Annotated in this window: 19 protein-coding genes and 1 pseudogene; 16 read left to right on the top strand and 4 right to left on the bottom strand. The window is 61.4% G+C overall.

Going from position 1 to position 25,551, the window contains the following annotated elements; translation table 11 throughout:
* Window positions 1–8: 8 nt before the first annotated feature.
* Together OSJ75_RS18735 and OSJ75_RS18730 are read left to right on the top strand one after the other, a co-directional pair.
* On the top strand, window positions 9–485 hold the full coding sequence (locus tag OSJ75_RS18735) for a MarR family winged helix-turn-helix transcriptional regulator (protein ID WP_250019723.1): 477 nt from the start codon (window positions 9–11) through the stop codon (window positions 483–485).
* A gap of 188 nt (window positions 486–673) precedes the next feature.
* Window positions 674–3,739 (top strand): LysM peptidoglycan-binding domain-containing protein, encoded by a 3,066-nt coding sequence (locus OSJ75_RS18730; RefSeq protein ID WP_267229084.1) that lies wholly within the window; start codon window positions 674–676, stop codon window positions 3,737–3,739.
* Window positions 3,740–3,746: 7 nt separating this feature from the next.
* Here OSJ75_RS18730 and OSJ75_RS18725 read toward each other — a convergent pair whose 3' ends face one another.
* Entirely contained in the window at window positions 3,747–4,646 is a 900-nt protein-coding gene (locus OSJ75_RS18725; protein ID WP_250019725.1) for a LysR family transcriptional regulator, read from the bottom strand.
* Window positions 4,647–4,758: 112 nt separating this feature from the next.
* Here OSJ75_RS18725 and OSJ75_RS18720 point away from each other — a divergent pair, with 112 nt between their 5' ends.
* Window positions 4,759–5,370, top strand: a complete 612-nt coding sequence (locus OSJ75_RS18720; protein ID WP_267229083.1) for a glutathione S-transferase family protein — start codon at window positions 4,759–4,761, stop codon at window positions 5,368–5,370.
* 17 nt (window positions 5,371–5,387) lie between these two features.
* Window positions 5,388–6,353 carry a pyridoxamine 5'-phosphate oxidase family protein gene (locus OSJ75_RS18715; RefSeq protein ID WP_267229082.1) on the top strand — a complete coding sequence of 322 codons (966 nt, stop codon included), beginning with the start codon at window positions 5,388–5,390 and terminating at the stop codon, window positions 6,351–6,353.
* Here OSJ75_RS18715 and OSJ75_RS18710 read toward each other — a convergent pair.
* Window positions 6,343–7,236, bottom strand: a complete 894-nt coding sequence (locus OSJ75_RS18710; protein ID WP_267229081.1) for a LysR family transcriptional regulator — start codon at window positions 7,234–7,236, stop codon at window positions 6,343–6,345. The two genes, OSJ75_RS18715 and OSJ75_RS18710, sit on opposite strands and share 11 nt — an antisense overlap.
* Window positions 7,237–7,341: 105 nt before the next feature.
* Between OSJ75_RS18710 and OSJ75_RS18705 the strand changes: the two genes are divergently transcribed.
* From OSJ75_RS18705 to OSJ75_RS18690, 4 genes and pseudogenes are all read left to right on the top strand, one after another.
* Window positions 7,342–8,682, top strand: coding sequence for a lactonase family protein (locus tag OSJ75_RS18705; RefSeq protein WP_267229080.1), 1,341 nt, complete (start codon window positions 7,342–7,344; stop codon window positions 8,680–8,682).
* Between the two features lie 81 nt (window positions 8,683–8,763).
* On the top strand, window positions 8,764–9,762 hold the full coding sequence (locus OSJ75_RS18700) for an AraC family transcriptional regulator (protein ID WP_267229079.1): 999 nt from the start codon (window positions 8,764–8,766) through the stop codon (window positions 9,760–9,762).
* Window positions 9,763–9,985: 223 nt separating this feature from the next.
* Window positions 9,986–10,969: pseudogene (gene ftsZ / locus OSJ75_RS18695) on the top strand (cell division protein FtsZ); the annotation flags it as partial.
* Between the two features lie 423 nt (window positions 10,970–11,392).
* Window positions 11,393–13,678, top strand: a complete 2,286-nt coding sequence (locus OSJ75_RS18690; RefSeq protein ID WP_267229078.1) for a DNA translocase FtsK — start codon at window positions 11,393–11,395, stop codon at window positions 13,676–13,678.
* A gap of 36 nt (window positions 13,679–13,714) precedes the next feature.
* Here the strand turns inward: OSJ75_RS18690 and OSJ75_RS18685 are convergent, their stop codons facing one another.
* The gene (locus tag OSJ75_RS18685) at window positions 13,715–14,758 is read right to left on the bottom strand and encodes a LacI family transcriptional regulator (RefSeq protein ID WP_267229077.1); all 1,044 of its coding nucleotides are present in this window, start codon (window positions 14,756–14,758) and stop codon (window positions 13,715–13,717) included.
* Window positions 14,759–15,011: 253 nt separating this feature from the next.
* Here OSJ75_RS18685 and OSJ75_RS18680 point away from each other — a divergent pair, with 253 nt between their 5' ends.
* From OSJ75_RS18680 to OSJ75_RS18650, 7 genes are all read left to right on the top strand, one after another.
* The gene (locus OSJ75_RS18680; RefSeq protein WP_267229076.1) at window positions 15,012–16,256 is read left to right on the top strand and encodes an ABC transporter substrate-binding protein; all 1,245 of its coding nucleotides are present in this window, start codon (window positions 15,012–15,014) and stop codon (window positions 16,254–16,256) included.
* 70 nt (window positions 16,257–16,326) lie between these two features.
* Window positions 16,327–17,229, top strand: a complete 903-nt coding sequence (locus tag OSJ75_RS18675; protein ID WP_267229075.1) for a carbohydrate ABC transporter permease — start codon at window positions 16,327–16,329, stop codon at window positions 17,227–17,229.
* Window positions 17,226–18,125 carry a carbohydrate ABC transporter permease gene (locus OSJ75_RS18670; protein ID WP_267229074.1) on the top strand — a complete coding sequence of 300 codons (900 nt, stop codon included), beginning with the start codon at window positions 17,226–17,228 and terminating at the stop codon, window positions 18,123–18,125. The genes OSJ75_RS18675 and OSJ75_RS18670 overlap by 4 nt, the downstream gene beginning before the upstream one ends.
* Window positions 18,122–19,219 carry an ABC transporter ATP-binding protein gene (locus OSJ75_RS18665; RefSeq protein WP_323748378.1) on the top strand — a complete coding sequence of 366 codons (1,098 nt, stop codon included), beginning with the start codon at window positions 18,122–18,124 and terminating at the stop codon, window positions 19,217–19,219. Before OSJ75_RS18670 ends, OSJ75_RS18665 begins: the two co-directional genes overlap by 4 nt.
* A 26-nt stretch (window positions 19,220–19,245) precedes the next feature.
* Window positions 19,246–19,992 carry a sugar phosphate isomerase/epimerase family protein gene (locus tag OSJ75_RS18660; RefSeq protein WP_267229072.1) on the top strand — a complete coding sequence of 249 codons (747 nt, stop codon included), beginning with the start codon at window positions 19,246–19,248 and terminating at the stop codon, window positions 19,990–19,992.
* Window positions 19,993–20,003: 11 nt separating this feature from the next.
* Window positions 20,004–21,143, top strand: a complete 1,140-nt coding sequence (locus OSJ75_RS18655) for a Gfo/Idh/MocA family protein (protein WP_267229071.1) — start codon at window positions 20,004–20,006, stop codon at window positions 21,141–21,143.
* Window positions 21,144–21,220: 77 nt separating this feature from the next.
* Window positions 21,221–23,524 (top strand): Tex family protein, encoded by a 2,304-nt coding sequence (locus tag OSJ75_RS18650; protein ID WP_267229070.1) that lies wholly within the window; start codon window positions 21,221–21,223, stop codon window positions 23,522–23,524.
* On the opposite strand, the gene OSJ75_RS18645 is transcribed toward OSJ75_RS18650, so the two are convergent.
* The gene (locus OSJ75_RS18645) at window positions 23,525–24,418 is read right to left on the bottom strand and encodes a GntR family transcriptional regulator (RefSeq protein WP_267229069.1); all 894 of its coding nucleotides are present in this window, start codon (window positions 24,416–24,418) and stop codon (window positions 23,525–23,527) included.
* 115 nt (window positions 24,419–24,533) lie between these two features.
* On the opposite strand from OSJ75_RS18645, the gene OSJ75_RS18640 reads away from it, so the two are divergent.
* A complete protein-coding gene (locus OSJ75_RS18640; RefSeq protein WP_267229068.1) occupies window positions 24,534–25,520 on the top strand; it encodes an aldo/keto reductase in 987 nt (328 codons plus the stop codon).
* The last annotated feature ends 31 nt before the right edge of the window (window positions 25,521–25,551 follow it).

Raw genomic sequence — 25,551 nt, 5'->3', positions numbered from 1 at the left:
GATCGGGCATGGCCGGCAGAGGGCAGGAACCGCTGGTTCTCGAGGACTTCATCCCCTATCGGCTGAACAAGGTCGCCGAGGGCATAAGCCAGGGATTTGCACGCCACTATCGCGATGAATATGGCCTCACCCGCCCCGAATGGCGCGTGCTGGCGACGCTCGGCCAGTTCGGTTCGCGCACCGCCAGGGAGATCGGCCAGCATTCGTCGATGCACAAGACAAAGGTGAGCCGTGCGGTGCAGGGGCTCGAAAAACGGCATTGGCTGAAGCGCGCGCGGGACGAGACCGACAGGCGTATCGAGCATCTCGAACTGACGCCGGCCGGAACGAGCGCCTACGACAAGCTCGCAGCGTCGGCCCAGATATTTCAACGGCGCCTGCTGAGCAGTATCGGCGGCGTGGAGGCGAGGCATCTCTCCGAGGCGCTGGCAGCGCTGGAAGATTGCATCAAGCAATATGGCTGGCGTGCTGCGCGTCCGGAGTAATGCGGATCAGTTCAGTATTGTAATGATACAATACTGGATGCCAATAATAAAACAGCATTAACATCTGATGTAATGATACAATTTATCATCAAATCTGTCAGCATGGAAATAATATATGATTGTATACTTGTTGATCTGAAGTCGAATCCGACCTATTGCGCATTCAGTCACGCATTGGGGAGGGAGCCATGTCGTTTGGCACGAACAGCATATTCAGCCGTGTATGGAGAACATCGTCGGATATCGAAGCTCGTTTCGATGCCATACTGAAGGAAAGCGCGACCAGGCCGGTCGATCCGAGCAGGAGTCCGACCGGACAGACGCAATATACGATCGAGAACGGCGACAGGCTGGCGCAAATTTCGCAGGAGTCCAATACGAGCGTGACGAACCTGCTGCGCGCCAATCCGATCATCAAGAATGAAAACATCATCGATGCCGGCACGAAGATCAACATTCTCGATCCCGTGCGCACCGACGCGTTTGAACAGCAGATGAAAGCGCTCGACGGAATCAAGAAGCTGCCGAAGGGTTATGGCGCGCAAGCGATGCGCGACGAGGCCTGGCAGAGCCTCAAGCCGCTGGTCGAGACCGAGTTGCGCTATGTAACGCGCGAGGGCGGCGCGCCGCAGAAGGCCCTGGATGCGGCGGTCAAGGAGATAAAGGATCGCGCGCCGGATCAGACGCGGTTCCATACCATCGTCGACAGTGCCGCCAATGCGGTGCGCAGCGAATTGAAGGCGGTGGGCAGGACGCCGGAGAACTTCGACAATCTGCTGGCCCTGACGGAAACGGCGCAGGCGAAGCAGAAGACCGCCGACACGTTGAAGGAAGCGGTCGCCAAGGGCGACAAGTCATCCGCCGACAAGGCGGACGATGCCGGCAAGGAAGCGGACAAGGCGTGGGCGGCCGTCACCGACGAGGCAGCCAGGCAGCTTCCGGAGATCGGCAAGGGCAAGAGCCCGGACCAACGGCAGACGGATGTCACGGGGCGCGTGCTGACGCTCGCCAATTTCGGGCCCAAGGATGAGAACTACTACAAGGCGCTGGATGCGGCGACGAAGCGGGAACTGGTCGACAAGCCGGCCAAGCTCATAGACGAGGCCTACGAGCGCGGCGGTGCACCTGCCGCCGCCTTCGAGGCAAGGAAGCAGACCGAGGGCGTTCCCTCGGAGCTCGCCGGGCGTATTTTGCTGGCATCCGACCTGACGATGACCAAGGTAGCGACCGATCTTGGCACCGAGGCGCGGGAGAAACTGCCGCCGAACTCCACCAGCAATGTCGCCGACCTGCTGAAGGGCGACAAGGCCTTCCTTGACCATTCGCGCAAGGACAAGGACATGCGCAGCGACAATACATTCGTCGCGGTGCTGGGCGATCTTTCGGCGGCCTATGAAACGGCGGCGGGGTCCGACAAGGGCGAAGACGCCATCAAGAAGGTTTCGTTTACGCTGGCCCAGGCGCTGCCGGACTATGACGACATGAAATACGAGACCGGCGAGCGGCCGATCCACGATGTGACCAAGGCGTTCGAATGGGTCGTATCGGAGCGCAACGGAACCGTCCTCACGCTGGCGACCGCGACACAGATGAAGAACCTCAAGCGGACCGACTATGCGGATGGGCTGGCGAAATCGGCGAAGCAAGGCATCACGCAACTGCGCGACAGGACACAGCATGACGTGGACGCCTTCGGCAAGGCAAGGGAACCGTTCATCGCGCTGGAGAAGAACCCCGGCAAACTGGTCACCGATGCCGACAAGCCCGCGGCCATGAAGGCGGCGCGCGAGGGCAATCCGGAAGGTGCGAAAAAGTTCGATGACAGCCTGGCGACGGTCCAGGAGGATGGCCGCGCGCTCTGGCGGGCGCAGGCAGCGGTTTCGGCCTATGACGAACAGTTGAAGGATCTGAAGAACTTCAAGGGCCTGAAGGATACGCTGTCGAAGGCCGACGACGACAAGGAGAAGCGCGAAAGCCTCGGCTTTGCGCTCGACATGGGATCGGACGAGGTGGTGAGGATCTCGACCAACGACGCGCGTGTGGAGCGGCCGGATCTGCCGGGCGTGACGCCGTGGTGGACCCTTCGCGCCGGGCTGGACCTGACCCATGATATTGCCGGACGCAATATGAGCCAGATCCACGATTCGAGCCGCTATGCCGCGCAGTCCGGGCAGCCGGCGCCGAAAGGTCCGTCCGCCGGTCCGAGCGCCAGCGGTGGGCCGAAGCCCGTCGGCGGTTTCAACTCCACCACCAGGTTCGGCTTCAACTACCGCTTCGCCAGCTCGATCCTCGGCGGCTTCCATGTCGATGCCATGTTCCAGAACAAGGATTTCTGGGGCACCGCCTATGGCCTCGCCTTCTCCACGGCGACGGCGCGGCACAGTGCTGAATTTCTTGGCGGTCTCGGTCAGGCAGCCGTAGCGCTCAACCCGAAGATGCAGGGCGGGCGAATCGACAAGCTGACGGACTTCGTCAAGGTGGAGCGCGATCTCTGGACGAAATCGACCGGCATGTACCTGAAGGGCTGGGTCGGCATCGACGCGGCCTATACGGTCTCGAACCTGTCGGACGGCAAATATGCGGAAGCCGCCATTTTTGGCGTGCAGACGGTGGCGGACGGAATGGTTGCTTTCTTCGCGACGCCGAAATGGGTAACGCCCGCCTCGCTGGCGATTACAGTGGTCGCATCGATCGCCAACATGGCCTATGGCAGCTGGAAAGCAGAAAATCAGCGCGAAACCGACACCGAAAACTACCTGAAAGGCGCAGATATCCGGCCGGAAATCGCCGAACTGATCGCCGATCAGGAGGATATGCCGTCGAGAATCGACGAATTTGCCCGCAGGTGGTGCGAGACGGATGGGCCGTCTGTCGTCAACTACCTGAACACGCTCAGCAAGGATTCGGCGGCCGAGTTCATCCAGGCGCTGGAAACCGTGGCCGACGAATATGACAAGAACGGCAAGACCGGAGGGTTTGCGATGACCTTCCCGAACGATTATCGCTTCAACAAGCCCTATTCCTATCCGAGACGCGAAATCGGCGTGCCGCTTGAAGATCTGGGGAAGGCACCCCCGCCTCCCCCGGATTGGCAGCCAAAGGATGCGCCGTTTCCCGGACCGGGGGCGATGAATAGCCACTATACCGAGACGATGAGCCTCAGGGGCGTCGGTCTATGGGCATTCTATCATGGCTATAACTTCCCGGGGAAGTATCATCGCCCAAAGGAAACGTCGATCTTCCCGCCCAATTAGGCTGGCGTCAGCCATTGATGTGGCGATTGGCACGCAGGCGCTTCGTCGCGAAATCGACGAAGGCCCGCACGCGGGCGGAAGCCGTGCGCCCCTCCGCATGGATGATGTGGATGGGCACCGGCTCCTCCTCGTACTCAGCCAGCACGCGCTGCAGCCTGCCCGAAAGGATATCCGGCGCCACCTGATAGGAAAGGAAGCGCGATATGCCCCACCCCATGACGCAAGCATCGATCGCCGCGTCATTGGTGTTGCAGACAAAACGGCTGTTTGCGGGAACGCGGATTTCCGAGTTTCGGCCAAAGGTCCATTCCTGCGCGCCGAATATGCCGATGCGTGCGATCAACCGGTGAGCACGTAGATCATCCGGCACTTGCGGCACGCCATGGGCCTCGAAATAGGATGGCGCCCCGCACATGACCCGGGTGACATGGCCCACCCTTGAGGCGCTCAGGCCGGAATCCGGCAGGTGCGCGATCCGCACCGCAATGTCGATGCCTTCGTCGATGAGATTGGTGACCCTGTCGACAAATACCGTCCGCACATTGATCGCCGGATGCAGGTCGAGAAATTCGAGCAGGATCGGCAGCACGTAGTGCCGGCCGAACAGCGCCGGCGCGGTCAACGTCAGCGTGCCTGCCGGCGCCGAAAAACTACCGGCAGCCTGGGCCTCGGCCTCCTTGACCTCGGCGAGAATTCGCCGGCTGTCCTGCAGATAGCGGTAGCCGACCTCCGTCAGCTTTACGGATCGCGTCGTCCGGATCAGCAGCCGCGCGCCGATGGCCTGCTCGAGCGATGCCACGGCGCGGGTGACGCTGGCGGCGCTCATGCCGAGCGATTTGGCGGCGCTGGCGAAACCCTGATGTTCCGCCACGGATCCGAATATGCGCATGGCCTCAAGGCGGTCCATCCCATGCCTCCATTATTTCAGAATATGCAATAGTGAACTGCATTACATATGGATTGAGTTGACGAGAGAAAGCAATCAGATTTCACGCAGCAACTATCGAAGGAGGCCAGCCATGCAGCTTTATTATCATCCCATCTCGGGCCACTGCCATCGGGCGCACCTGTTCCTGGCTCTTCTCCAGGCGGATTACGAGTTGATCGAAGTGGATCTGAAGGGCCGGGAGCACAAGTCGGACGCCTTTCTCAAGCTCAATCCGTTCGGCCAGATTCCGGTGCTCGTCGATGGCGAGACCGTAATCGCGGATTCCAACGCGATCCTGGTCTATCTCGCCAAGAAGTTCGGTCGGACGGACTGGCTGCCGGAGGATGCCGCCAGCGCCGCGCTGGTGCAGCGCTGGCTGTCGGTGGCTGCCGGACAAGTGGCATTCGGTCCGGCGGCGGCGCGACTGATCACTCTTTTCAACGCCCCGTTCCGCCCGGAAGAAGTCATTGGCAGGGCCCATGACATCCTGGTCCTGATGAATTCGGAACTGGCCTCCCGCCCGTGGATCGTCGGCCGCAATCCGACCATTGCCGACATTGCGCTCTATAGCTATGTCGCACGCGCTCCGGAGGGCGGCGTCGATCTTTCGCCCTACCAGTCGGTTGGCGCATGGCTGAAGCGTGTGGAGGACCTGCCGGGCTTCGTGCCTTTCGTGGAAACGCCGGTCGCAAGCGCGGCCTGAGCAGAAGGACGGGTGCGATGGCAATTGGCGCGAACGACCAGGACTCCTGGCACGATGGCGAGATCGCGCTGCAGCGGCTCCAGGGTGTCGCCGAGCGCATGGCCGAGATCGGCAGGAAAGTCATTCGCCGCGAGCTTATCGACCAGCACCGGGAGTTCTACCCGCTGCTGCCGATGGCAGTCCTTGGCGCTGTCGATCCGGCCGGAGATGTCTGGGCGAGCGTGAGGGCCGGCTATCCCGGCTTTCTCGCATCGCCTGACCCGCAAACCCTGCATGTCGAATTGCAGCGTGATCCGACCGATCCGGCCGATGCCGGCATGGAGGATGGTGCACCGGTGGCTCTTCTCGGCATCGACCTGCGCACAAGGCGGCGCAACAGGCTGAATGGCAGATTGTCACGCAGCGCCGGCAACGGCTTTGATATCGGCGTGGAACAGAGTTTCGGCAATTGCCCGAAATATATTCAGCTCCGCAGCATGGAATTTGTCGCCGATCCGGATGCGCCCTATGCGGGGACGACGGAGCTTATGAGCGAACTCGACAGGCCCGCGCGCGAGCTCGTCGGGCGGGCCGATACCTTCTTCGTCGCTTCCTATGTCGATCGCAAGGATGGCGCGCGGCAGGTCGATGTCTCGCACCGCGGCGGCCGGCCCGGCTTCATAAGGCTGGAGGAGGACGGCAGCCTTGCCATCCCCGAATTCACCGGCAACCGCTTCTACAATACGCTCGGCAATATCCTGGCCAATGGCCGTGCCGGACTGGTCTTTGTCGAAAACGGGCAATTGCTGCAAATGACCGGCGAGGCGGAGATCATCGATGGGCGGACGATGCCCTATCTCGAAGGCGCCGAACTTTTCTGGCGGTTCCGCCCACGGAAAATCCAGCGTCGATATGATGCTCTGCCGCTGCGCCTTGACGTTGAAAGCGGCGGCTGGTCGCCCAATGCCCTCGCAACGGGAATCTGGAACGAGGTCAGGGCGTAGCGGGCCAGGCGAGTTCATCGACCACGGCCATGAACCGCCGGCTCACCGCAGTCGGCTCCCTGCCCATCCACGCCGCGGCAAGCGGCAGCTCCGGCGGCTGGGGCGTGACGGATTTGTAGACAATGCCGGGGCGGCGCAGGGCTGCAATCCCTTCCGTCACGAAGCCCATCCCTGCTCCCGCTGCGACGAGGCCGGCAAGCGTCGTCATGGGGGACACTTCCTGGACGATGTTGAGGGCGACGTCTTGTTCCCGGAACATTGCAATGACCCGATCGTAGAAATGCGGCCCGATATGCCTTGGAGCGGCCAGAAACGGTGCGCCTCCAATATCCTTGACCGAGACCACCGGACTGCCGGCGAGCGGGTGATTGGCCGGCATGGCAAGGACGAGCCGCTGGCTGGGCATCGCGGTCAATGACAGCCCCGGCATTTCGATCGGCGGGTGGAGCATGGCAATGTCGATGCTGCCAGCCACCAGGGCGGCCTCCAGCGATGGCGAATTCATCTCGGCAAGTTCGACAAGCACATCGGGATGGCGCTCCCGGAAGACGCGCACCGCCTCCGGCAGGAAGCCATAAAAGGCGATCACGGTGAAGCCAAGCCTCAGGCGGCCGACCTCGCCGCGCGCGGCACGCAACGCCTCCGCCCGGGCATTCCGGGCGCTGGCGAGGGCCGTGCGGGCCGGCCCGAGAAAGGCGCTTCCGGCAGCCGTCACCGAGACGCTTCGTCGGTCGCGCTCCAGCAATGCAACGCCGACTTCATGCTCCAATGCGCGGATGCGCTGGCTGAGGGCCGGCTGGGTGATGTTGAGCCGAGCCGCTGCCCGATGAAAGTGCAGCTCCTCGGCCACGACGATGAAGCATTCCAGCGAGCGTATGTCCATGGCCATCCCTGATTGTGTTTGCTTATCACTATCGCATGAATCGCGATTGGATGCCTATCACGATTCGCGTTAGCTTTCACTCGACCCTAGCCCGAGGAGTACGAGATGAAGCGACTATCGACCTTGTTATCAGTTGCGGCTTGTCTTGCTGGCAGCGCGCATGCGCAGGAAACCAGTGTCGCATTGCCGCCTGTCCCGGCAGGAACCATCGCCGCCATATCGGATGGCGACTTTGTTGCGCAGTCCTATGCGAACGGCGTGCTCGCGCCGCGCGAAGCAGAATATCGGGACGTGTTGTCCATACTGAGTGTCGCGGATGGCAAGCTGCAGCGGGCGGAACTGCCGGTCTCCAATTCGGTTACCGCTGCGCCGGAAGTCCTGGCGCTGACACCGGACGGGCGGACCGCCTTCGTGACCGAGCGGCTGGCCGAGCGGACGGAGGATACGCGGCTCGTCAAGGATCTGCGGCCCGGCAACAGGGTCTTCGCCATCGATCTTTCCGACAAGACCGCACCGCGGCAAGCCGATACGCAGAAGATCGCAGATTTTCCCGAGGCCCTTGCGATCGATCCCTCTGGCCGGCGGATCGCAGTCGTATCCAACACCCGGGAAGCGAGCCTGGTGCAGCTCATCAGCTATTCCGGCGGCCGTTTCGGTGCTGTGGAAACATTCGATCTGGCAGAGCTTGGCATCAAGGGCACGGCCGGAACGCCACGCGGCGGCGTGACGGCGACGAATGTGCAGTGGCATCCTTCCGGGCGCTTTCTCGCCATCAATATCAATACGCAGAACAGGATCGCCTTCCTCGCCGTCGACGAGGCGGATGGCAGGCATGTCCTGAAGCCGTGGGGCAATATCGTCGATGTCGGGGCTGATCCCTTTGTCGGCCGCTTCACTCCGGACGGGCGTTTCTACATCACTTCGGACTGGGGAAGGGATTTCTCGGCCACCGATCTCGACGGGCGTATTCCGGACCGCCGATCGGGCATGACAGTAATCCGTTTCGCCGAGACGGCGGCGGCGGGCGAAGCCAGACATGAGAAGGTCGAGAATGCGGAATCCGACATTGCTGCGGAGGGGATTGCGATCAGCCCTGACGGACGCCTAGTCGCCACGGTCAATATGAGAACGACGGCATTTCCACCGAGTTCATCGCGGTTTACGCGCGAGGCGACGGTCTCTCTGCTGAGCCTCGACCCGGACACTGGCGGCCTTGCGAAGATCGGCGACTATCCGTTCGAAGGCGTATTGCCGGAGGGAGCCACTTTCGACCTGACCGGCGACAAGCTGCTCGTGACCGTGTTCCAGGACCATGAGGGACAAAAGGAGGGCATAGGTGCCGGAATAGAGGTATTCGAGGTGGTGAAGGGCGAGACGCCCTCATTGCTGCGCCGCGGGAGAATCCCGATGCCGCACGGGCTCCACCACGTCGCAATTGCCCAATGATCGAGCAGGCAACAAGACGACAACAAGCCGACAACAAGATTGGGATGGACGGGCCGGACGTTCCATGCCATAAAATCGGACATGCTTGATCGTAAGTCCGAGCCATATTCGTCTGCGCCAAAGGATGCGTCTGTCCTGCCCGATCTCGTCAGCGAGCTTCTGATGGGGATGCGGCTCTACGGTCTTGACTACCGCCGCATCCAGATCACGCCGCCCTTCGGCCTGCGCTACGGCACTGTGGCGGGACGCTCGCAATTCCATTTCGTCGCGCGAGGCCCGGTCTTTCTCCGCTACGGCAATGGCAGTATCGAGGAGATGAACACGGGCGACGCCGTATTGCTGCCGCGCGGCGGCGCGCATGACCTCGTGTCCCATCCGGATATGCCGTGCCGCGATGTCGCCGGCTATGAGGGCGCCCCGCTATGCCCCAGCGTGACCGCGATCAGGGCCTGCTCGACCGATACGTGCCAGCCCTCCGATGCCCTGATATTCAGCGGCTGCATGGAGTTCGATCTCGGCACCATGCATCCGCTGGTGGGGCTGATGCCGGAGGCCATGTTCGTTCACACATTACTGGACCGCTATCCAGAAGTCCTGCCGATACTGGAGGCGATGGAGCGGGAAGCACGCAGCGAAAGGGCCGGTTTCGCCGGCATACTGGCCCGCCTCGCCGATGTCGTCTCGGCCTTCATCGTGCGCGCATGGGTTGAGTGCGGCTGCGGCGATGCAACTGGTTGGGTGGAGGCATTGCGGGATCCGCGCCTTGGTCGCGTCATCGCCGCGCTGCATAGGGACCCGGGAAGGAACTGGACGCTTGCCGAACTCGCCGCCGAGATGGGCAGTTCGCGCTCGGTTTTCGCCGAACGTTTCCTCAACGTGACGGGCATGACGCCGGTCCGCTATCTGACCGAACTCCGCATGCGGCTGGCGGCACAATGGATTGCCCGCGACCGGATGGCGATCGAGACCGTGGCCTTCCGCCTTGGCTATGGTTCCCAGGCTGCGTTCAGCCGTGCCTTCAAGCGCATAATGGGACATCCGCCGGGCGCCGCGCGCGAGGCCATTCACGCCGTCCGTTGACTTCGGGCTGGTGGTATTATCGCTGGATAAGCGGCTAAAACGCACCCTTCAGACACGCTTTCGCCGAGTTTAGACACAATTGAGGGCTTGCGTCGCCGTCAACCATCTGATTCTTTGCGGCCGCTCGGGGATATCGGCTATTTTTGATTCTCATCGAGAGCATATCTTGGAACGAGGCGCTCCATCTTGAACGGGATCACCAGCGCGAAATAAGGATTGGACCATGTCGATCAACCTGCAGAAGCCGGAAATTTCCGAGATGAAACCGAACATCGCCGTGTTCGGCGTCGGCGGGGGCGGCGGCAATGCGGTGAACAACATGATCCGCGAGAATTTGCAGGGGACCCAGTTCATCGTGGCCAATACGGATGCGCAGGCGCTGTCGACGTCCAAGGCCACGCGGCTGATTCAGCTGGGCGCGAATGTCACGCAGGGGCTCGGTGCCGGTTCTCATCCCGAAATCGGCCGAGCTGCCGCCGAGGAAAGCATCGACGAGATCATGGATCACCTGACCGGCACCCATATGTGCTTCGTCACCGCCGGCATGGGTGGCGGTACGGGCACAGGTGCCGCGCCGGTCATCGCCCGCGCCGCACGTTCGGCCGGCATCCTGACGGTGGGTGTGGTGACCAAGCCGTTTTCCTTCGAAGGGACGCGGCGCATGCGGATGGCCGAGGAAGGCCTCGAGGCATTGCGCGACAGCGCCGACACATTGATCGTCATTCCCAACCAGAACCTCTTCCGCGTCGCCAGCGCAACGACCACGTTCGCCGATGCCTTCGCCATTGCCGACCGCGTGCTTTTTTCGGGCGTCGCCTGCATCACCGACCTGATGGTGCGCGAGGGCCTCATCAACCTCGATTTTGCCGACGTGCGCGCGGTCATGCGCGACATGGGCCGCGCCATGATGGGCACGGGCGAAGGCACGGGCCAGGGCCGCGCCCAGGCGGCGGCCGAAGCCGCCATCGCAAATCCCCTGCTCGACGTCGAATCCATGAAGGGCGCCAAGGGCGTGCTGGTTTCGATATCGGGCGGCCGCGACATGACGCTCTTCGAAGTGGACGAAGCGGCAAGCCGTATCCGCGAGGAAGTCGACGACCAGGCCAACATCATCCTTGGCGCCACATTCGATGATGCGCTCGAAGGCGTCTTCCGCGTTTCCGTCGTCGCCACCGGGATCGATGCCCATAGTCAGGTGGCGCAGCAACCCGCCACCATCCTCGCCCGGCACCAGGCCTAGGCTCTCGATCCTATCGCAAGCATTTCCGGCCAAACGGGCGTAGCTGCGGCTGCGCCCGTTTGCTTGTGCGCAGGCATCGACCATCTAAATTTCATCGACTTCATCGGTCTCGGTAGAGACTTGTTAACCTTCGCTTTTTATTCCTTGAAAGGAGTTCACTACGCCACTTCCTTCCGTTCGTTCGCAGGCATCATGCAAATCTCAAGAACAAATTTCCCAGTAAAATCAATTGAGTGTGAGGATGACGAGGTTTCGGCTGGCGAAATGGCCGGTTCTGGAACCGGGCCACAGCCGAGTCCGGCCGCACCTTCCGCCTCCTATGCGCCCGTTAACGTTCGCAAGCCGCGCGATGCTCAGCCCCAAATGGCCCCGTCGCCTGCGTTTCGGCCGATGGAACGCCTGCAGAATGCAGGTTATGTCAGCGCTGATCCTTCCGAGCCGATTTCCAAGCGCATGTTCTCGCTTTCGGAGAATGTGCGCTTTACCCGGACGCCCGACAGCGCCCTGCAGAAGCACAAGGAAACGCCGGAGCCGCAAACGGAGCGGGTAACCGGAATACCGGCGGAAAACGTTGGGGTGCGGGCGCCGCAGCCCCTTCCCACGCCGCCCCGCTCCCTCGCCAAGGCTCCGTCGGTCGACAGCGCGCTCGTCGCCAGCAACAATGCCCGGCACCGCGGCGAAACCGACCGGCGCGATCCGTCGCCATTTGCCTTCGTTTCCGATTTCGCATTCTTCGAAACCATGGGCGTCGCAGCAGATGTGCCGCCGGTGCTGCAATCGCGTCCCGCGCCGAGCATCACCTTCACGCCGGAGGCGATAACGGCTCGATTCCGCGTGGTGGAATGCCGGGTCGGGCACCCTCAGGAGATGGTTCGGCCTGCCATTCCTCAGCCCTCCGCTACCCAGCCCGAACAGGCTTCCGAACCGGTTGCGGCGAGCCAGCCGGCCGAAACGACAGCAACAGCGGAGCCAGTGCGCGAGGAACCGCGCGCCGAGGCGGCCGCCCACGAACAGCAACCGGAAGTGGTGACGGCGGCACCTGCTGTGGCCGAGCCGGTCCAGCAGGCGAAACCTGTCGTGCATGTCACGCCGGCAGCACCGATACAGCCGAAGCGCCTCGCTCTCGTCGGGGGCCTCGACGTGCGCGGCGCGGCCGCGAGCGGCACCTATGAAAAGCCGCCGGTCGAGCTTCTCCAGGAAGCGGCCCAGGATACGGTGACCATATCGCAGGAGACGCTGGAGCAGAATGCCGGTCTTCTCGAAAGCGTGCTGGAGGATTTCGGCATACGCGGCGAGATCATCCATGTCCGGCCGGGTCCAGTGGTTACGCTTTATGAGTTCGAACCCGCCCCAGGCGTGAAATCATCACGCGTGATCGGCCTTGCCGACGACATAGCGCGTTCGATGTCGGCCCTTTCGGCCCGCGTCGCGGTGGTGCCGGGGCGCAATGTCATCGGTATCGAGCTGCCGAACAGCGCCCGCGAGACCGTCTTCCTGCGCGAGATGATCGAATCCGACAATTTCGACAAGACCAAGTTCAAGCTCGCTCTCTGCCTCGGCAAGACGATCGGCGGCGAACCTGTGGTAGCGGAGCTGGCAAAGATGCCGCATCTGCTCGTCGCCGGTACGACCGGCTCGGGCAAATCGGTCGCGATCAACACGATGATCCTCTCCTTGCTCTACCGTCTGACGCCGGACGAGTGCCGCCTGATCATGGTCGACCCGAAAATGCTCGAACTGTCGATCTATGACGGCATTCCGCATCTGCTGACGCCGGTGGTGACGGACCCGAAGAAGGCGGTCATGGCGCTGAAATGGGCTGTGCGCGAGATGGAAGACCGCTACCGCAAGATGTCCAAGCTCGGCGTCCGCAACATTGACGGCTTCAATGCGCGCGTGGCCAGCGCCCGTGAAAAGGGCGAGACCATCATGTGCACGGTGCAGACGGGTTTCGACAAGGGCACCGGCGCGGCGGAATATCAGCAGGAGGAAATGGACCTGACGTCCATGCCCTATATCGTCATCATCGTCGACGAAATGGCGGATCTGATGATGGTCGCCGGCAAGGACATAGAAGGCGCCATCCAGCGGCTCGCCCAGATGGCCCGTGCCGCCGGCATCCACCTGATCATGGCGACGCAGCGCCCCTCCGTCGATGTCATTACAGGCACGATCAAGGCGAATTTCCCCACCCGGATATCCTTCCAGGTCACGTCGAAGATCGACAGCCGCACCATCCTCGGAGAGCAGGGCGCGGAGCAGCTGCTCGGTCAGGGCGACATGCTGCATATGGTCGGCGGCGGCCGCATCGCCCGCGTCCATGGGCCTTTCGTCTCGGACGAAGAGGTGGAACAGGTGGTCTCGCATCTCAAGTTGCAGGGCCAGCCGGACTATCTCGATACCGTTACGGCGGACGAGACGGAAGAAGATGAAGGCGAGAGCGAGGACAGCGCCGTATTCGACAAGGGCAATGTCGCTGCCGAGGACGGCAACGAGCTTTACGACCAGGCCGTAAAGATCATCCTGCGCGACAAGAAATGCTCGACATCCTACATCCAGCGCCGCTTGCAGATCGGCTATAATCGTGCCGCCTCGCTGGTCGAGCGGATGGAAAAGGAAGGGCTGGTTGGTCCCGCCAACCATGTCGGCAAGCGCGAGATACTGAGCGAGAATTGAGAACCACGGCGCCCGCGGCAGATCGTTGCGGGCGCCTTAGAACGGGTAGCTGAGGCTCTGCAATTCGCGCGGGTCAGCGCCTTCGATGCGCCGCAACACCGCCTGGGCGAGCTGGCGCCCGGCATGGCGAATGTCTTCGTTGACGACGATTATTTCCGGGCGGAACCAGTGCAGGACATCCGATGTCTGCTTTGAGACCAGATCGACGTCGTGACCGATCTTCAAACCCGCCGCCTCGATGCCGGCAACCAGCGCGATCGCCGTGCTGCCGCTGCAGCAGACGATCCCGTCCGGCCGGTTGGGCCGAGACATCACCTCTTCCGTCTTGCGCCTGATCGTGCCGAGCGCCGTATCGACATCGATGCCGGCAACGGCGATCGGAGTGGCATTGCCCTCCTCTATCGCCCGTAGAAATCCGCGCTGCAAATGCCTGAAATAAGTCACCGCAGGCGATGGTCCGCCCATCATGGCGATCCGCCTGCGCCCCTTTGCCAACAGGCTTTTGGTCGCCATGTCGGCAAAGGTCTCATTGTCGAAATCATGATAGGGATGTTCGATTCCCATCTCCGTACGACCATGGGTCGCAAATGGTATGCCATGCTCGGTCAGATAGCGAACGCGCGGATCGTCCGGCTCCGTGCGCGACATGATGATGCCGTCCGCCGATCCGGTTTCCACTATGTAGCGGATCGGCTGCATGGGGTCGTTCTCGGCGGAGTAAGGCGTGACCGTCAGGTGGTAGGGCGTATTGGAAAGCACCTCCGAAATGCCGTAGACCATGTTTGAAGTGAGGCCCATGATTTCCGATTGGGCGTTCAGGACGAGGCTGATCACGTTGGTCTTGCCGGTTCGAAGCCGAACGCCGGCGCGGTTGGGCCGATAGCCGATCTGCTTGGCGATCAGCCGGACCCGGTTCTTGGTCGCCTGGCCGATTTCGGGCGCATCCTTCAGCGCCCGGGATACGGTCGTCACGCCGAGCCCCGCCATGAAGGCGATCGTCTTCAATGTCGGCCGCTCCGCCTCAATTGGCTCGTCGGCCTTCGCAGAGCCTCGTCCCGTGACCTTCGCTTCATCATTCATGGAAGTTCAGCTTATATCGTTACAGTTGTGGCCTTCAACCTAGCGATGTATTTGAAGCTTCGCAAGCTGTAAGGTCGTGAGCCACGATAAAGCCAGTTTAGCCAGACATGCTCGATTCAGCAACCTTACGCATTGTTTTTATAGAGGTATTTTAGACGTATCCTTCGTTTCCCAAAAAATATCGCTCTGGTGATTGCCTCGCAGGAAAGTTTGCTCTACGCTACCTGTAACGTTTCAGGTTTGGGAGGATAGGATGCGTTTTCATACTGGTTTTGCCGCCTTGTTCGCGTCGTCGGTGCTGTTTTCAGCTGGCAGCGCCGGTGCGGTCGATCTTGAAGTGACCCATTGGTGGACTTCTGGCGGCGAGGCGGCCGCCGCCAAGGTTCTGGCTGAATCCTACGACAAGCTCGGTGGCGACAAATGGGTGGACGGCGCCATTGCCGGATCGGGCACCACGGCGCGCCCCATCATCGTCAGCCGTATCCTTGGCGGCAATCCGATGGGTGCGACGCAGCTCAATACCGGGCGCGATGCCGAGGACCTGGTCAAGGCCGGCCTGATGACGGATTTGTCGGAGCTCGCGGCCAAGGAAGGCTGGGCGGATTTCATCCGACCGTCCAAGCTTCTCGATGCCTGCAAATTCGAAGGCAAGATCTATTGCGTTCCCGTCAATATCCACTCGTGGCAATGGATGTGGACCAATCCGTCGGTATTCAAGGATGCGGGGGTCAACCCGCCGGCAAACTGGAAGGATTTGGTGGCCGCGGCACCCAAGCTGAAGGAGAAAGGCGTCATTCCATTGGCAACGGGTGACGCCTGGCAGGTCGATGGCATTTTCCGGGTGCTGCTTGCCGCGATCGGTGGCAAGGAGCTTTACCTGAAGATCGCCGAGAAAAAGGATGCCGAAGCGGCGGCCGGCCCGGAGATGAAGGCTGTTTTGCAGGCTTTTGCCGAGGCGCGTGAGCTTGCCGATCCGGGCTATGTCGGACGGCAGTGGAACGAGGCGACGTCGCTGGTATTGACAGGCAAGGCCGGTGCCCAGGTCATGGGCGACTGGGCGCAGAGCGAGTTCGGCACGGCCGGCAAGGTCGCCGGCACCGATTATGACTGCCTGCCCGGCCTCGGCGTCTATCCGATGTTGGATACGGGCGGCGATGCCTTCTATTTCCCGAAGAGCGACAATCCGGAAGTGACGAAAGCGCAGCTGAAGCTCGCGAGCATGCTCGTTTCCAAGGAGACGCAAGTCTCGTTCAACCTCGCAAAAGGTTCGTTGCCGATCCGTGGCGATATCGACTTGAATACCGCCAATGCCTGCATGCAGAAGGGTATCAAGATCCTGGCCGACAGCAACAATGTCCTTCCCGCCTATGAGCAGGCGTTTTCGTCCGACACTCAGGGCCAGATCGAGGATCTCTCGACGGAGTTCTTTGCGGACAAGAATATGAGCGTCGAAGATGCTCAGGCTCGCTTCGTCGAGATCATCACCGAGGCGCAATAGGCAGCCCTTTCCCACTTGACCCTTGTTGCCGTCCGAGCGGGCGGCAACGGCTCAGTCCGATGGAGCTTCCATGCCCAATAAACGGCCCTTCGCCCCGCTGCGAAACTTCAATGCCAAAGTCGCCGCCGTTCCCATGATCGCCACGGTGCTCGTCGTGTTCGTCGGCTGCACCCTGTGGACGGTGGTCTATTCATTCACGTCGTCGAGGTCCCTGCCCGTGCTGGATTTCGTCGGTTTCGACCAGTATGAGCGGCTGTTCCGCACGACCCGCTGGAAGGTGGCATTGAAGAATCTCGCCATCTACGGCGTCTTGTCGCTGGTTTTCTCGCTGGTCATCGGCTTCATCCTGGCGGCGCTGATGGATCAGAAGATCCGTTTCGAGAATACGTTCAGGACCATCTTTCTCTACCCCCACGCCCTGTCCTTCATCGTTACCGGGCTCGCCTGGCAGTGGATCCTGGCGCCGACTTTCGGCATCCAGAAGGTCGTGCGCGACCTCGGTTTCGAGACCTTCGAGTTCTCGTTGCTGACCAACAGCCGATATACGATCTACGCCATCGTCATCGCCGGCCTGTGGCAGGGAACGGGGCTGGTCATGGCGCTGATGCTGGCCGGGCTCAGGACCGTCGATGACGAAATCTGGAAAGCCGCCAGGGTCGACGGCATACCGGCCTGGAAAACCTATGTTTTCATCATCATTCCCATGATGCGGCCGGTATTCGTGACGACCCTCGTCATTATCGCCGCGGCGATCGTCAAGATCTACGATCTCGTCGTCGCCATGACCAATGGCGGTCCCGGCATCGCATCGGAAGTGCCGGCCAAATATGTCTACGACCTCATGTTCTCGCGCGGCAATCTCGGGCAAGGCCTTGCGGCTTCGACCATCATGCTGACGACCGTCCTCATCATTCTGGTCCCCTGGGCACTGATGGAATTTCGACCTACCAACAGGAAGGGAGGTGCGAAATGAGCACGCGTCCATCAATCGGCGAGCCGCGCGGGCGCAGGCCGAAGCGCTTTCTGTCGCCGGCCTCGATCATGATCTACGGCATACTCATCGTGGCTGCGATCTATTACCTCGTTCCGCTCTATGTGATGATCATGACGTCCATCAAGGGCATGCCGGAAATCCGGCTCGGCAATATCTTCTCGCCGCCCGTGGAGGTCACGTTTCAGCCGTGGGTGACTGCCTGGAACAGCGCCTGCACCGGCCTGAGCTGCGAGGGCATCAAGGTCGGGTTCTTCAACTCGATGAAGATATTGATCCCGAGCGTGATTATATCGATCATCGTCGCCTCGGTGAACGGCTACGCCCTCTCGAACTGGCGCTTCAAGGGTTCGGAGTTCTTCTTCACCGCACTGATATTCGGGGCATTCATCCCCTATCAGGTGATGCTGTATCCGCTGGTGATCATTACGCGCGAACTCGGCATATTCGGCACCCTTACCGGTGTGATCGTCATCCATACCATATTCGGCATGCCGATCCTGACGCTTCTGTTCCGCAATTACTTCGTCTCGCTTCCGCCCGAATTGTTCAAGGCGGCGCGCGTCGATGGCGCTGGTTTCTGGCGCATTTTCCTGCAGATCATGCTGCCCATGTCGGTGCCGATCTTCGTCGTGGCGGTGATCCTGCAGGTCACGGGCATCTGGAACGACTTTCTATTCGGCGTGATCTTCGCCGGCACCAAGAACTTCCCGATGACCGTGCAGCTCAACAACATCGTCAACTCCACCCAAGGCGTAAAGGAATACAACGTCAACATGGCTGCCACCATTCTCACGGGCGCCGTGCCCCTTCTCGTCTACTTCTTCTCCGGCAAGTATTTCGTCAGGGGCATTGCCGCTGGCGCGGTAAAAGGATGATGCCCGTGCACAGTGTTTCAATAAAGGATCTCGCAGTCAGCTTCGGCTCGGTGGACGTGCTCAAAGACCTCAATCTGGATATTGCCGATGGCGAGTTCCTCGTCCTGCTCGGCCCGTCGGGTTGCGGAAAGTCCACCTTGCTGAATTGCATCGCCGGCCTGCTCGATGTGTCCGACGGGCAGATCGTCATCAAGGGGAAGAACGTTACCTGGGACGAGCCGAAGGATCGCGGCATCGGCATGGTCTTTCAGTCCTATGCGCTCTACCCGCAGATGACGGTCGAGAAGAACCTGTCGTTCGGCCTGCGCGTGGCGGGGCTGCCGAAGGAGGAGATCGCCAAGCGCGTCGCCGCAGCGGCCGAAATATTGCAGATCGGCCCCTTGCTGCAGCGCAAGCCCGGCGAACTTTCGGGGGGGCAGCGCCAGCGCGTCGCCATCGGCCGGGCGCTGGTGCGCGACGTGGACGTGTTCCTGTTCGACGAACCGCTGTCGAACCTCGACGCCAAGCTTCGCTCGGAATTGCGCGTGGAGATCAAGCGGCTCCACCACAAGCTGGCGAACACGATGATCTATGTGACGCATGACCAGATCGAAGCGCTGACGCTCGCCGATCGGATCGCGGTGATGAAGGGCGGGCTGATCCAGCAGCTGGACGAGCCGCTGACCATTTATAACAAGCCGCGCAATCTCTTCGTCGCCAGCTTCATCGGATCGCCCGCCATGAATTTCCTCAAGGGCGAGATCGTCACGCAGGGCGCCGCGCCCGCGTTCCGCTCCAGCGATTTCGTCGTCTCGCTCGATGGTTACGAATCGCAAGAACCGCTCAAGGACGGCGCAGAGGTGATCTTCGGCTTCCGCCCGGAGCATGTGAGCATCAATGATACTCCCGGCCCGGCCGACCGATCCTGCGCCGCCAGCGTCGATATCGAGGAGCCGATGGGTTCCGACAGCCTGATCTGGCTGAAAATAGCCGGCAAGCCAGCCTCGGTCCGCACCGAGGCCGGAAGACGTTTCAAGCCCGGCGACAATGTCTGGCTCACCTTCAATCCGGCAATGGCGTCCGTTTTCGACGCCAATACCGAAAATCGCATCTAGCCTCCCAGCTATCATTGGAGAATGAAATGACCGACTATTCCTACCAGCTCTATAGTTCACGCAAGTTTCCGCCGCTCGAGCAGACCCTCTCCATGCTCAAACAGCATGGATACAGCCAGGTCGAGCCCTATGGTGGCCTCTATGGCGACGTGAAAGCGCTGAAACAGGGACTCGATGCGAATGGCTTGACCGCCCCGACAGGGCATTTCGGCATCGACATGCTGGAGAACGAACCCGCCAAGGTGCTGGATATCGCCGGTGAACTCGGCATGAAAGCAATCTACTGCCCCCATCTGGCACTGGAACTACGCCCGACGGATGCTGCCGGCTGGTCGGAATTCGGCCGCAGGCTGGAAGCAGCCCATGCCGTCTATGCCAAGGCGGGTTACATTTTCGGCTGGCACAATCACGACTTCGAATTCGTGGCTCTGCCCGATGGCTCCATCCCGCAACGATTGATCCTCGATGCGGCGCCGAGCATTTCCTGGGAAGCCGATATCGCCTGGATCATCCGCGGCGGCGGCGATCCCTTCAAGTGGATCGAGACAGACGGCAATCGTCTCAGTTCGGTCCACGTCAAGGATATCGCCGCCAGCGGCGAAAATCAGGACCAGGACGGTTGGGCCGATGTCGGGCATGGCACTGTCGACTGGAAGGCCCTGCTGGCGGCGCTGGAGAAGACGCCGGTGCGCTATTTCGTGCTCGAGCACGACAATCCCGCGGATGACGAGCAGTTCGCGAGCCGCTCAATCGCGACGCTGAAGGCAATCTAGGAAGCAATATGATGGCTAGAACATTGGGTATCGGAATAATCGGCGCCGGCAGCATATCGGCCTCCTATCTCAGGCTGGCGCCGCTCTTCAAGGGCATCGAGGTGCGGGCGATCGCGGACATCAACGATGCCGCCGCCACGGCGCGGGCCGCGGAATACAGGATCGAGGCGCGCAGCATCGACAAGCTGCTCGCCAGCGATGATATTGATCTGGTCGTCAATCTCACCATCCCGGACGCTCATTTCGACGTTTCGAAGCAGATATTGTCGGCGGGGAAGCATCTTTATTCGGAAAAGCCGCTGACCCTTTCACTGGCGGATGGTCTGGCGCTGAAAAAGCTCGCGGATTCGAAGAATCTCAAGGCAGGATGCGCGCCCGACACGTTTCTTGGCGGCGCGCATCAATTGGCGCGCAAGCTGATCGACGATGGCAACATCGGCACCGTAACCTCGGGCACGGCCCATGTCCTGAGCCACGGCATGGAGCATTGGCACCCCAATCCCGACTTCTTCTTCAGGCCGGGCGGCGGTCCGATCCTCGATCTTGGACCCTATTACATCGCCAATCTCGTCAATCTCATCGGCCCCGTTCGCCGGGTGGCGGCACTGACGTCCATGGCGACGCCTACCCGCACCATATCCAGCGCGCCGCGTGCCGGCGAAATCATCAAGGTCACGACGCCGACGACGATCCAGGCCCTGCTCGAATTCGACAGCGGCGCCTCCGTAACGCTCTCCGCCAGCTGGGACGTCTGGGCGCATAATCATCCGAACATGGAGCTTTACGGCACGGATGGTTCGCTCTTCCTGCCGGACCCGAACTTCTTCGGTGGAGAGGTGAAGCTCGCCAAGCCGGGCAAGAAGCCCAAGCCCGCCCGCTCGTGGCAACACCCGCTGGGTATCCCCAACCAGAAGCACGCGAGCGGCATGATGGCCAATTATCGTACGGCCGGGCTGGCGGACATGACTTCGGCGATCCTTGGCGATCGGGACATACGTTGTTCGCTGGACCGTGCGCTGCACGGCGTCGATGTCATGGTGTCGATCCTGCGCTCCGGCGAAGAGAAGAAGTTCATCGATATCGAGACCAGTTGCACCCGGCCTGAGGCGCTGGGCGTGAAAGAGGCAAGGTCGTTGTTGAAAACCGCATAATCCATCGCTCCCAAGCGATTGCGGTGGCGGTCGGGGGGCACTATGTTCGCCCCCCGATCACCATACTGGAATAACCCGTGACCGCTGACAATTCCAAGACGATCCGTATCGCCCGGCTCATTGCTTCCGAGATCCAGGCGCGTCCCGAACAGGCCGCCGCCGCCATAGAACTGCTGGATGGCGGCGCGACGGTTCCATTCGTCGCCCGTTACCGCAAGGAAGTGACGGGCGGCCTGGACGATACGCAATTGCGGACGCTCGACGACCGCCTGTCCTATCTGCGGGAACTCGATACGCGGCGCGACACGATCCTGGAATCGATCCGTGGCCAGGAAAAGCTCACGCCCGAGCTGGAATCCGCGATCATCGCCGCCACGACGAAGGCCGAGCTGGAGGATATCTACCTCCCCTATCGGCCGAAACGCCGCACCCGCGCCGAGATTGCGAGAGAACGCGGACTTGGCCCCTTGGCCGAGACGGTGCTTTCCGACCGAAGCGTCAATCCCGCCGAACTTGCGGCGAGCTTCATCAATGCGGAGGTGCCCGACGTCAAATCGGCACTCGACGGCGCAAGGGATATATTGGTCGAAACCTTCGCGGAAAATGCCGATCTCGTCGGCCGCTTGCGCAATTATCTGAAGGATCGCGCCGTCCTGCAGGCGCGGGTCATCGATGGCAAGCAGGAAGCCGGTGCGAAATTCTCCGATTATTTCAACCACACCGAGCGATGGGCAGCGGTCCCAGGCCACCGCGCGCTGGCCATGCTGCGCGGCCGGAACGAAGAGGTGCTCAGCCTCGAAATCACTGTCGATGCCGACGACACCAGCCCGGTCAGGCCGGTCGAGCGCATGGTTGCGGCGGCCTATGGCATCGGCGGTGACGGCGCGGCCAATAGCTGGTTGATGGACGTGGTTCGCTGGGCCTGGCGCATCCGGCTTTCGCTCAATCTCTCGGTCGATCTCATGACGCTGATGCGGGAACGGGCGGAGGAGGATGCCATCAATGTTTTCGCCCGCAACCTGAAGGACCTGTTGCTGGCGGCGCCCGCCGGCTCGCGCGCCACGATGGGGCTTGATCCCGGCATTCGCACCGGCGTGAAGGTGGCGGTGGTGGACGGAACCGGCAAGCTGCTCGACACTGCGACTGTCTACCCGTTTCAACCGCGCAACGACGTTCGCGGCGCGCAGTCAGAGATTGCAAGCCTCGTCCGCAAACACAATGTCGAGCTGATTGCCATCGGCAACGGCACCGGCAGCAGGGAGACGGAGCGCCTCGTTGCCGACATGCTCGGCGACATGCCCGTCCCCCGTCCGCTCAAGGTGATCGTCAGCGAGGCTGGCGCTTCGGTCTATTCCGCCTCGGCTGCCGCGGCCGCGGAGTTCCCCAAGCTCGATGTTTCGCTGCGCGGCGCCGTCTCCATAGCGCGGCGCCTGCAGGATCCGCTTGCGGAACTGGTAAAGATCGACCCGAAATCCATCGGCGTCGGGCAATACCAGCATGATGTGGACCAATATCGGCTCGCCCGCGCACTCGATGCGGTGGTCGAGGATGCGGTGAACGGCGTGGGTGTCGATCTCAACACGGCGTCGGCGTCGCTCCTCGCGCGCATTTCGGGCCTCGGCACTGCGCTGGCCGAAGCCATCATCGCCTACCGCGATGAAATCGGGCCATTCAAGTCGCGGCGCGATCTGCTCAAGGTGGCGCGTCTCGGGCCGCGAGCCTTCGAACAATGCGCGGGCTTCCTGCGTATCCGCGGCGGTGCCGAACCGCTCGATGCCTCGGCCGTCCACCCGGAAGCCTATGGCGTCGCCAAGAAGATCATCAATGCTTGCGGTCGCGATGTCCGCTCCCTGATGAGCGATCCGGCCGCGCTAAAAGCGCTCGATCCCAGGCTGTTCGTCGATGAAAAGTTCGGCTTGCCGACGATAAGGGACATTCTTTCCGAGCTGGAAAAGCCCGGCCGCGACCCGCGACCCGAATTCCGCACGGCAACCTTTGCCGAGGGCGTCGACGACATCAAGGATCTGAAGCCCGGAATGCAGCTCGAAGGTACGGTGACGAACGTCGCGGCCTTCGGCGCATTTGTCGATATCGGCGTGCATCAGGATGGGCTGGTGCATCTGTCCCAGCTTGCCGACCGCTTCGTCAAGGACGCCCATGAGGTCGTCAAGGCCGGCGATGTGGTTAAGGTCCGGGTGGTCGATGTCGATGTGAAGCGCAATCGCATCGGACTTACCATGCGCAAGGATGGTGGTGGCGATACGGTCCGCAGGTCGTCGAGGGACGAGCAGCCGCAAAGGAAGCCGCAGCCGCAGAAGCCGCAAAGCGCGCCGCAAGGGGCTCTCGGTGCTGCATTGGCCGATGCCTTGCGCAAGAAGTGACTAGGACGCTTCCGCGGCTTGCGAAATCGAGGCAAGCAGGGTTTCGCGCGCCGATCTGAGATGGGCACGGCAGGCCCTGTCCACTTTCGCGGCATCGCGCGAGCGCAGCGCTTCTATGTAGTCGAGATGCTCTTCCAGGGCCCGGGCGTTTCGCTGCTTGGCGTCAATCTTGTTCCACTGGTAATGGTAGTGGAAGACGATCGCGATAATATCGTAGAAATCATCGACGAAGCGGTTGCGCGACGCGGAGTGGATCAGGCGATGAAACCGTTCATCGAGTTCCGAAAACTCGCCAAAGCGTCGGTCGACATCGTTCAGCAGGGCGCGATGTTCCGCGTCGAGCTCATCGAGCTCCAGGCGCGCCGGATGATCTGCTTCCAGCTTGCTGAATGCAACGGCCGAGCGCAGCTCGAAGATTTCACGAATGTCGAACAGTTCGAGCGCGAAGCTCTCGGTGAAGCCCTTCAGCACCCAATGACTGTTGCGGCGCTTTTCGATCAGTCCAAAACGGCTGAACCGGATAAGGAACTCGCGAACGCTCGACGTGCCGACGCCGATCTCGCGCGCGAGTTCCAGCTCGTTGATCTGCATTCCCGGCTGGGCTCCGCCGGCCAAGATGCGCTTCATGAAACTGCGTTCGATGATCGACGAGAGCGAACTTGTCTCGATCTCCGGATAGAAGTCCTGGCTGGACGGGCGACGCAAGACCGTCTTGCTCTTGCCGATCTGGATGAGCCCGGCTTCCTCCAAGGCCTTGAGAATAGCGCGCACGGTAGTACGGCTGACGCTGAGCCTTGCCCCGAGATCGGCTTCCGAAGGCAAGGTATCGCCGATGTCGAGGAGCCGCAGACACCTGTTGTAGCCTTGCTTGAAAACCGTGTTCTGCTTCGACATTGCGCTCACCCGGCATGATCGCCTCAGCACATTTAGGCGCAACAATGATTGACTGCAAAGGTTTTTTGTCGATAAAAGACAGTGCATGCCAACAGAACGCTTGGGAGGGGCTCCGTTGAACATCCGCAGGATAGGGAAAACGTCACTCGCCGTAACTGAATTCGGCTTTGGCGGCGCGGCGATCGGCGGGCTTTACCGCGAATGCAGCCGCGAAGCGGCGATGGAAACGCTGCAGACCGCCTGGGATTCGGGCCTGCGCTACTTCGATACGGCGCCGTTCTACGGGTTTGGCCTCTCGGAACGGCGCACGGGTGACTTTCTTCGCAGCATGCCTCGGGACAGCTATGTCCTCTCGACCAAGGTTGGCCGTCTTCTGCGTCCGGTGCCGGAGGATCAGGTTCCCGACTATTCCTACGTCAATCCGCTGCCATTCACCGTGGATTACGATTACAGCTATGACGGCATAATGCGTTCGTTCGAGATGAGCTTTGCGCGGCTGGGTCTCAACCGGATCGACATATTATATGTGCACGATATCGGCGCCTATACGCACGGCGCGGAAAAGAACGCCGTCTATCAGCGGCAGCTTCTCGATAGCGGCATCAAGGCGCTCTCGGAACTGAAATCTTCCGGTGCGATCGCCGCCTATGGTCTCGGCGTGAACGAGGTCGAAGTCTGCATGGACGTCATCGCCCATAGCGAGATCGACTGCATCCTTCTGGCCGGACGCTACTCCCTGCTCGACCGGTCTGCCGACAGAGGGCTTCTGGAAGAGTGCAACAGGCGGCAGATTTCCCTTGTCATCGGCGGCGTGTTCAATTCCGGCATATTGGCGACAGGCCCGGTTCCCGGCGCGCATTTCGATTATGGTCCCGCCTCGGAGGAGGTTCTGCAAAAGGTGCGTTCCCTCGAAGAGATCGCGCGCAACTATAGCGTGCCGCTCGCGGCCGCCGCCATGCAGTTCCCATTGCAACAGCCTGCCGTCGCCAATGTGCTGATCGGCACGGCAAAGCCTGCCAGCCTCAAGCGCAACATGGAGCTTTTGTCGGTCGAAGTGCCGCAATCGGTCTATGAACAGAGCGAGGCGCATGTGATCCGATAGTCCGGATTCGACCGCGCTTGCCAAGGTGCGG

The sequence above is a fragment of the Phyllobacterium sp. 0TCS1.6A genome, from assembly GCF_026420825.1.
Classification (GTDB): domain Bacteria; phylum Pseudomonadota; class Alphaproteobacteria; order Rhizobiales; family Rhizobiaceae; genus Phyllobacterium.
Note: the sequence above shows the minus strand (reverse complement) of the source record. Positions and strands in the feature narration are given on the sequence as shown.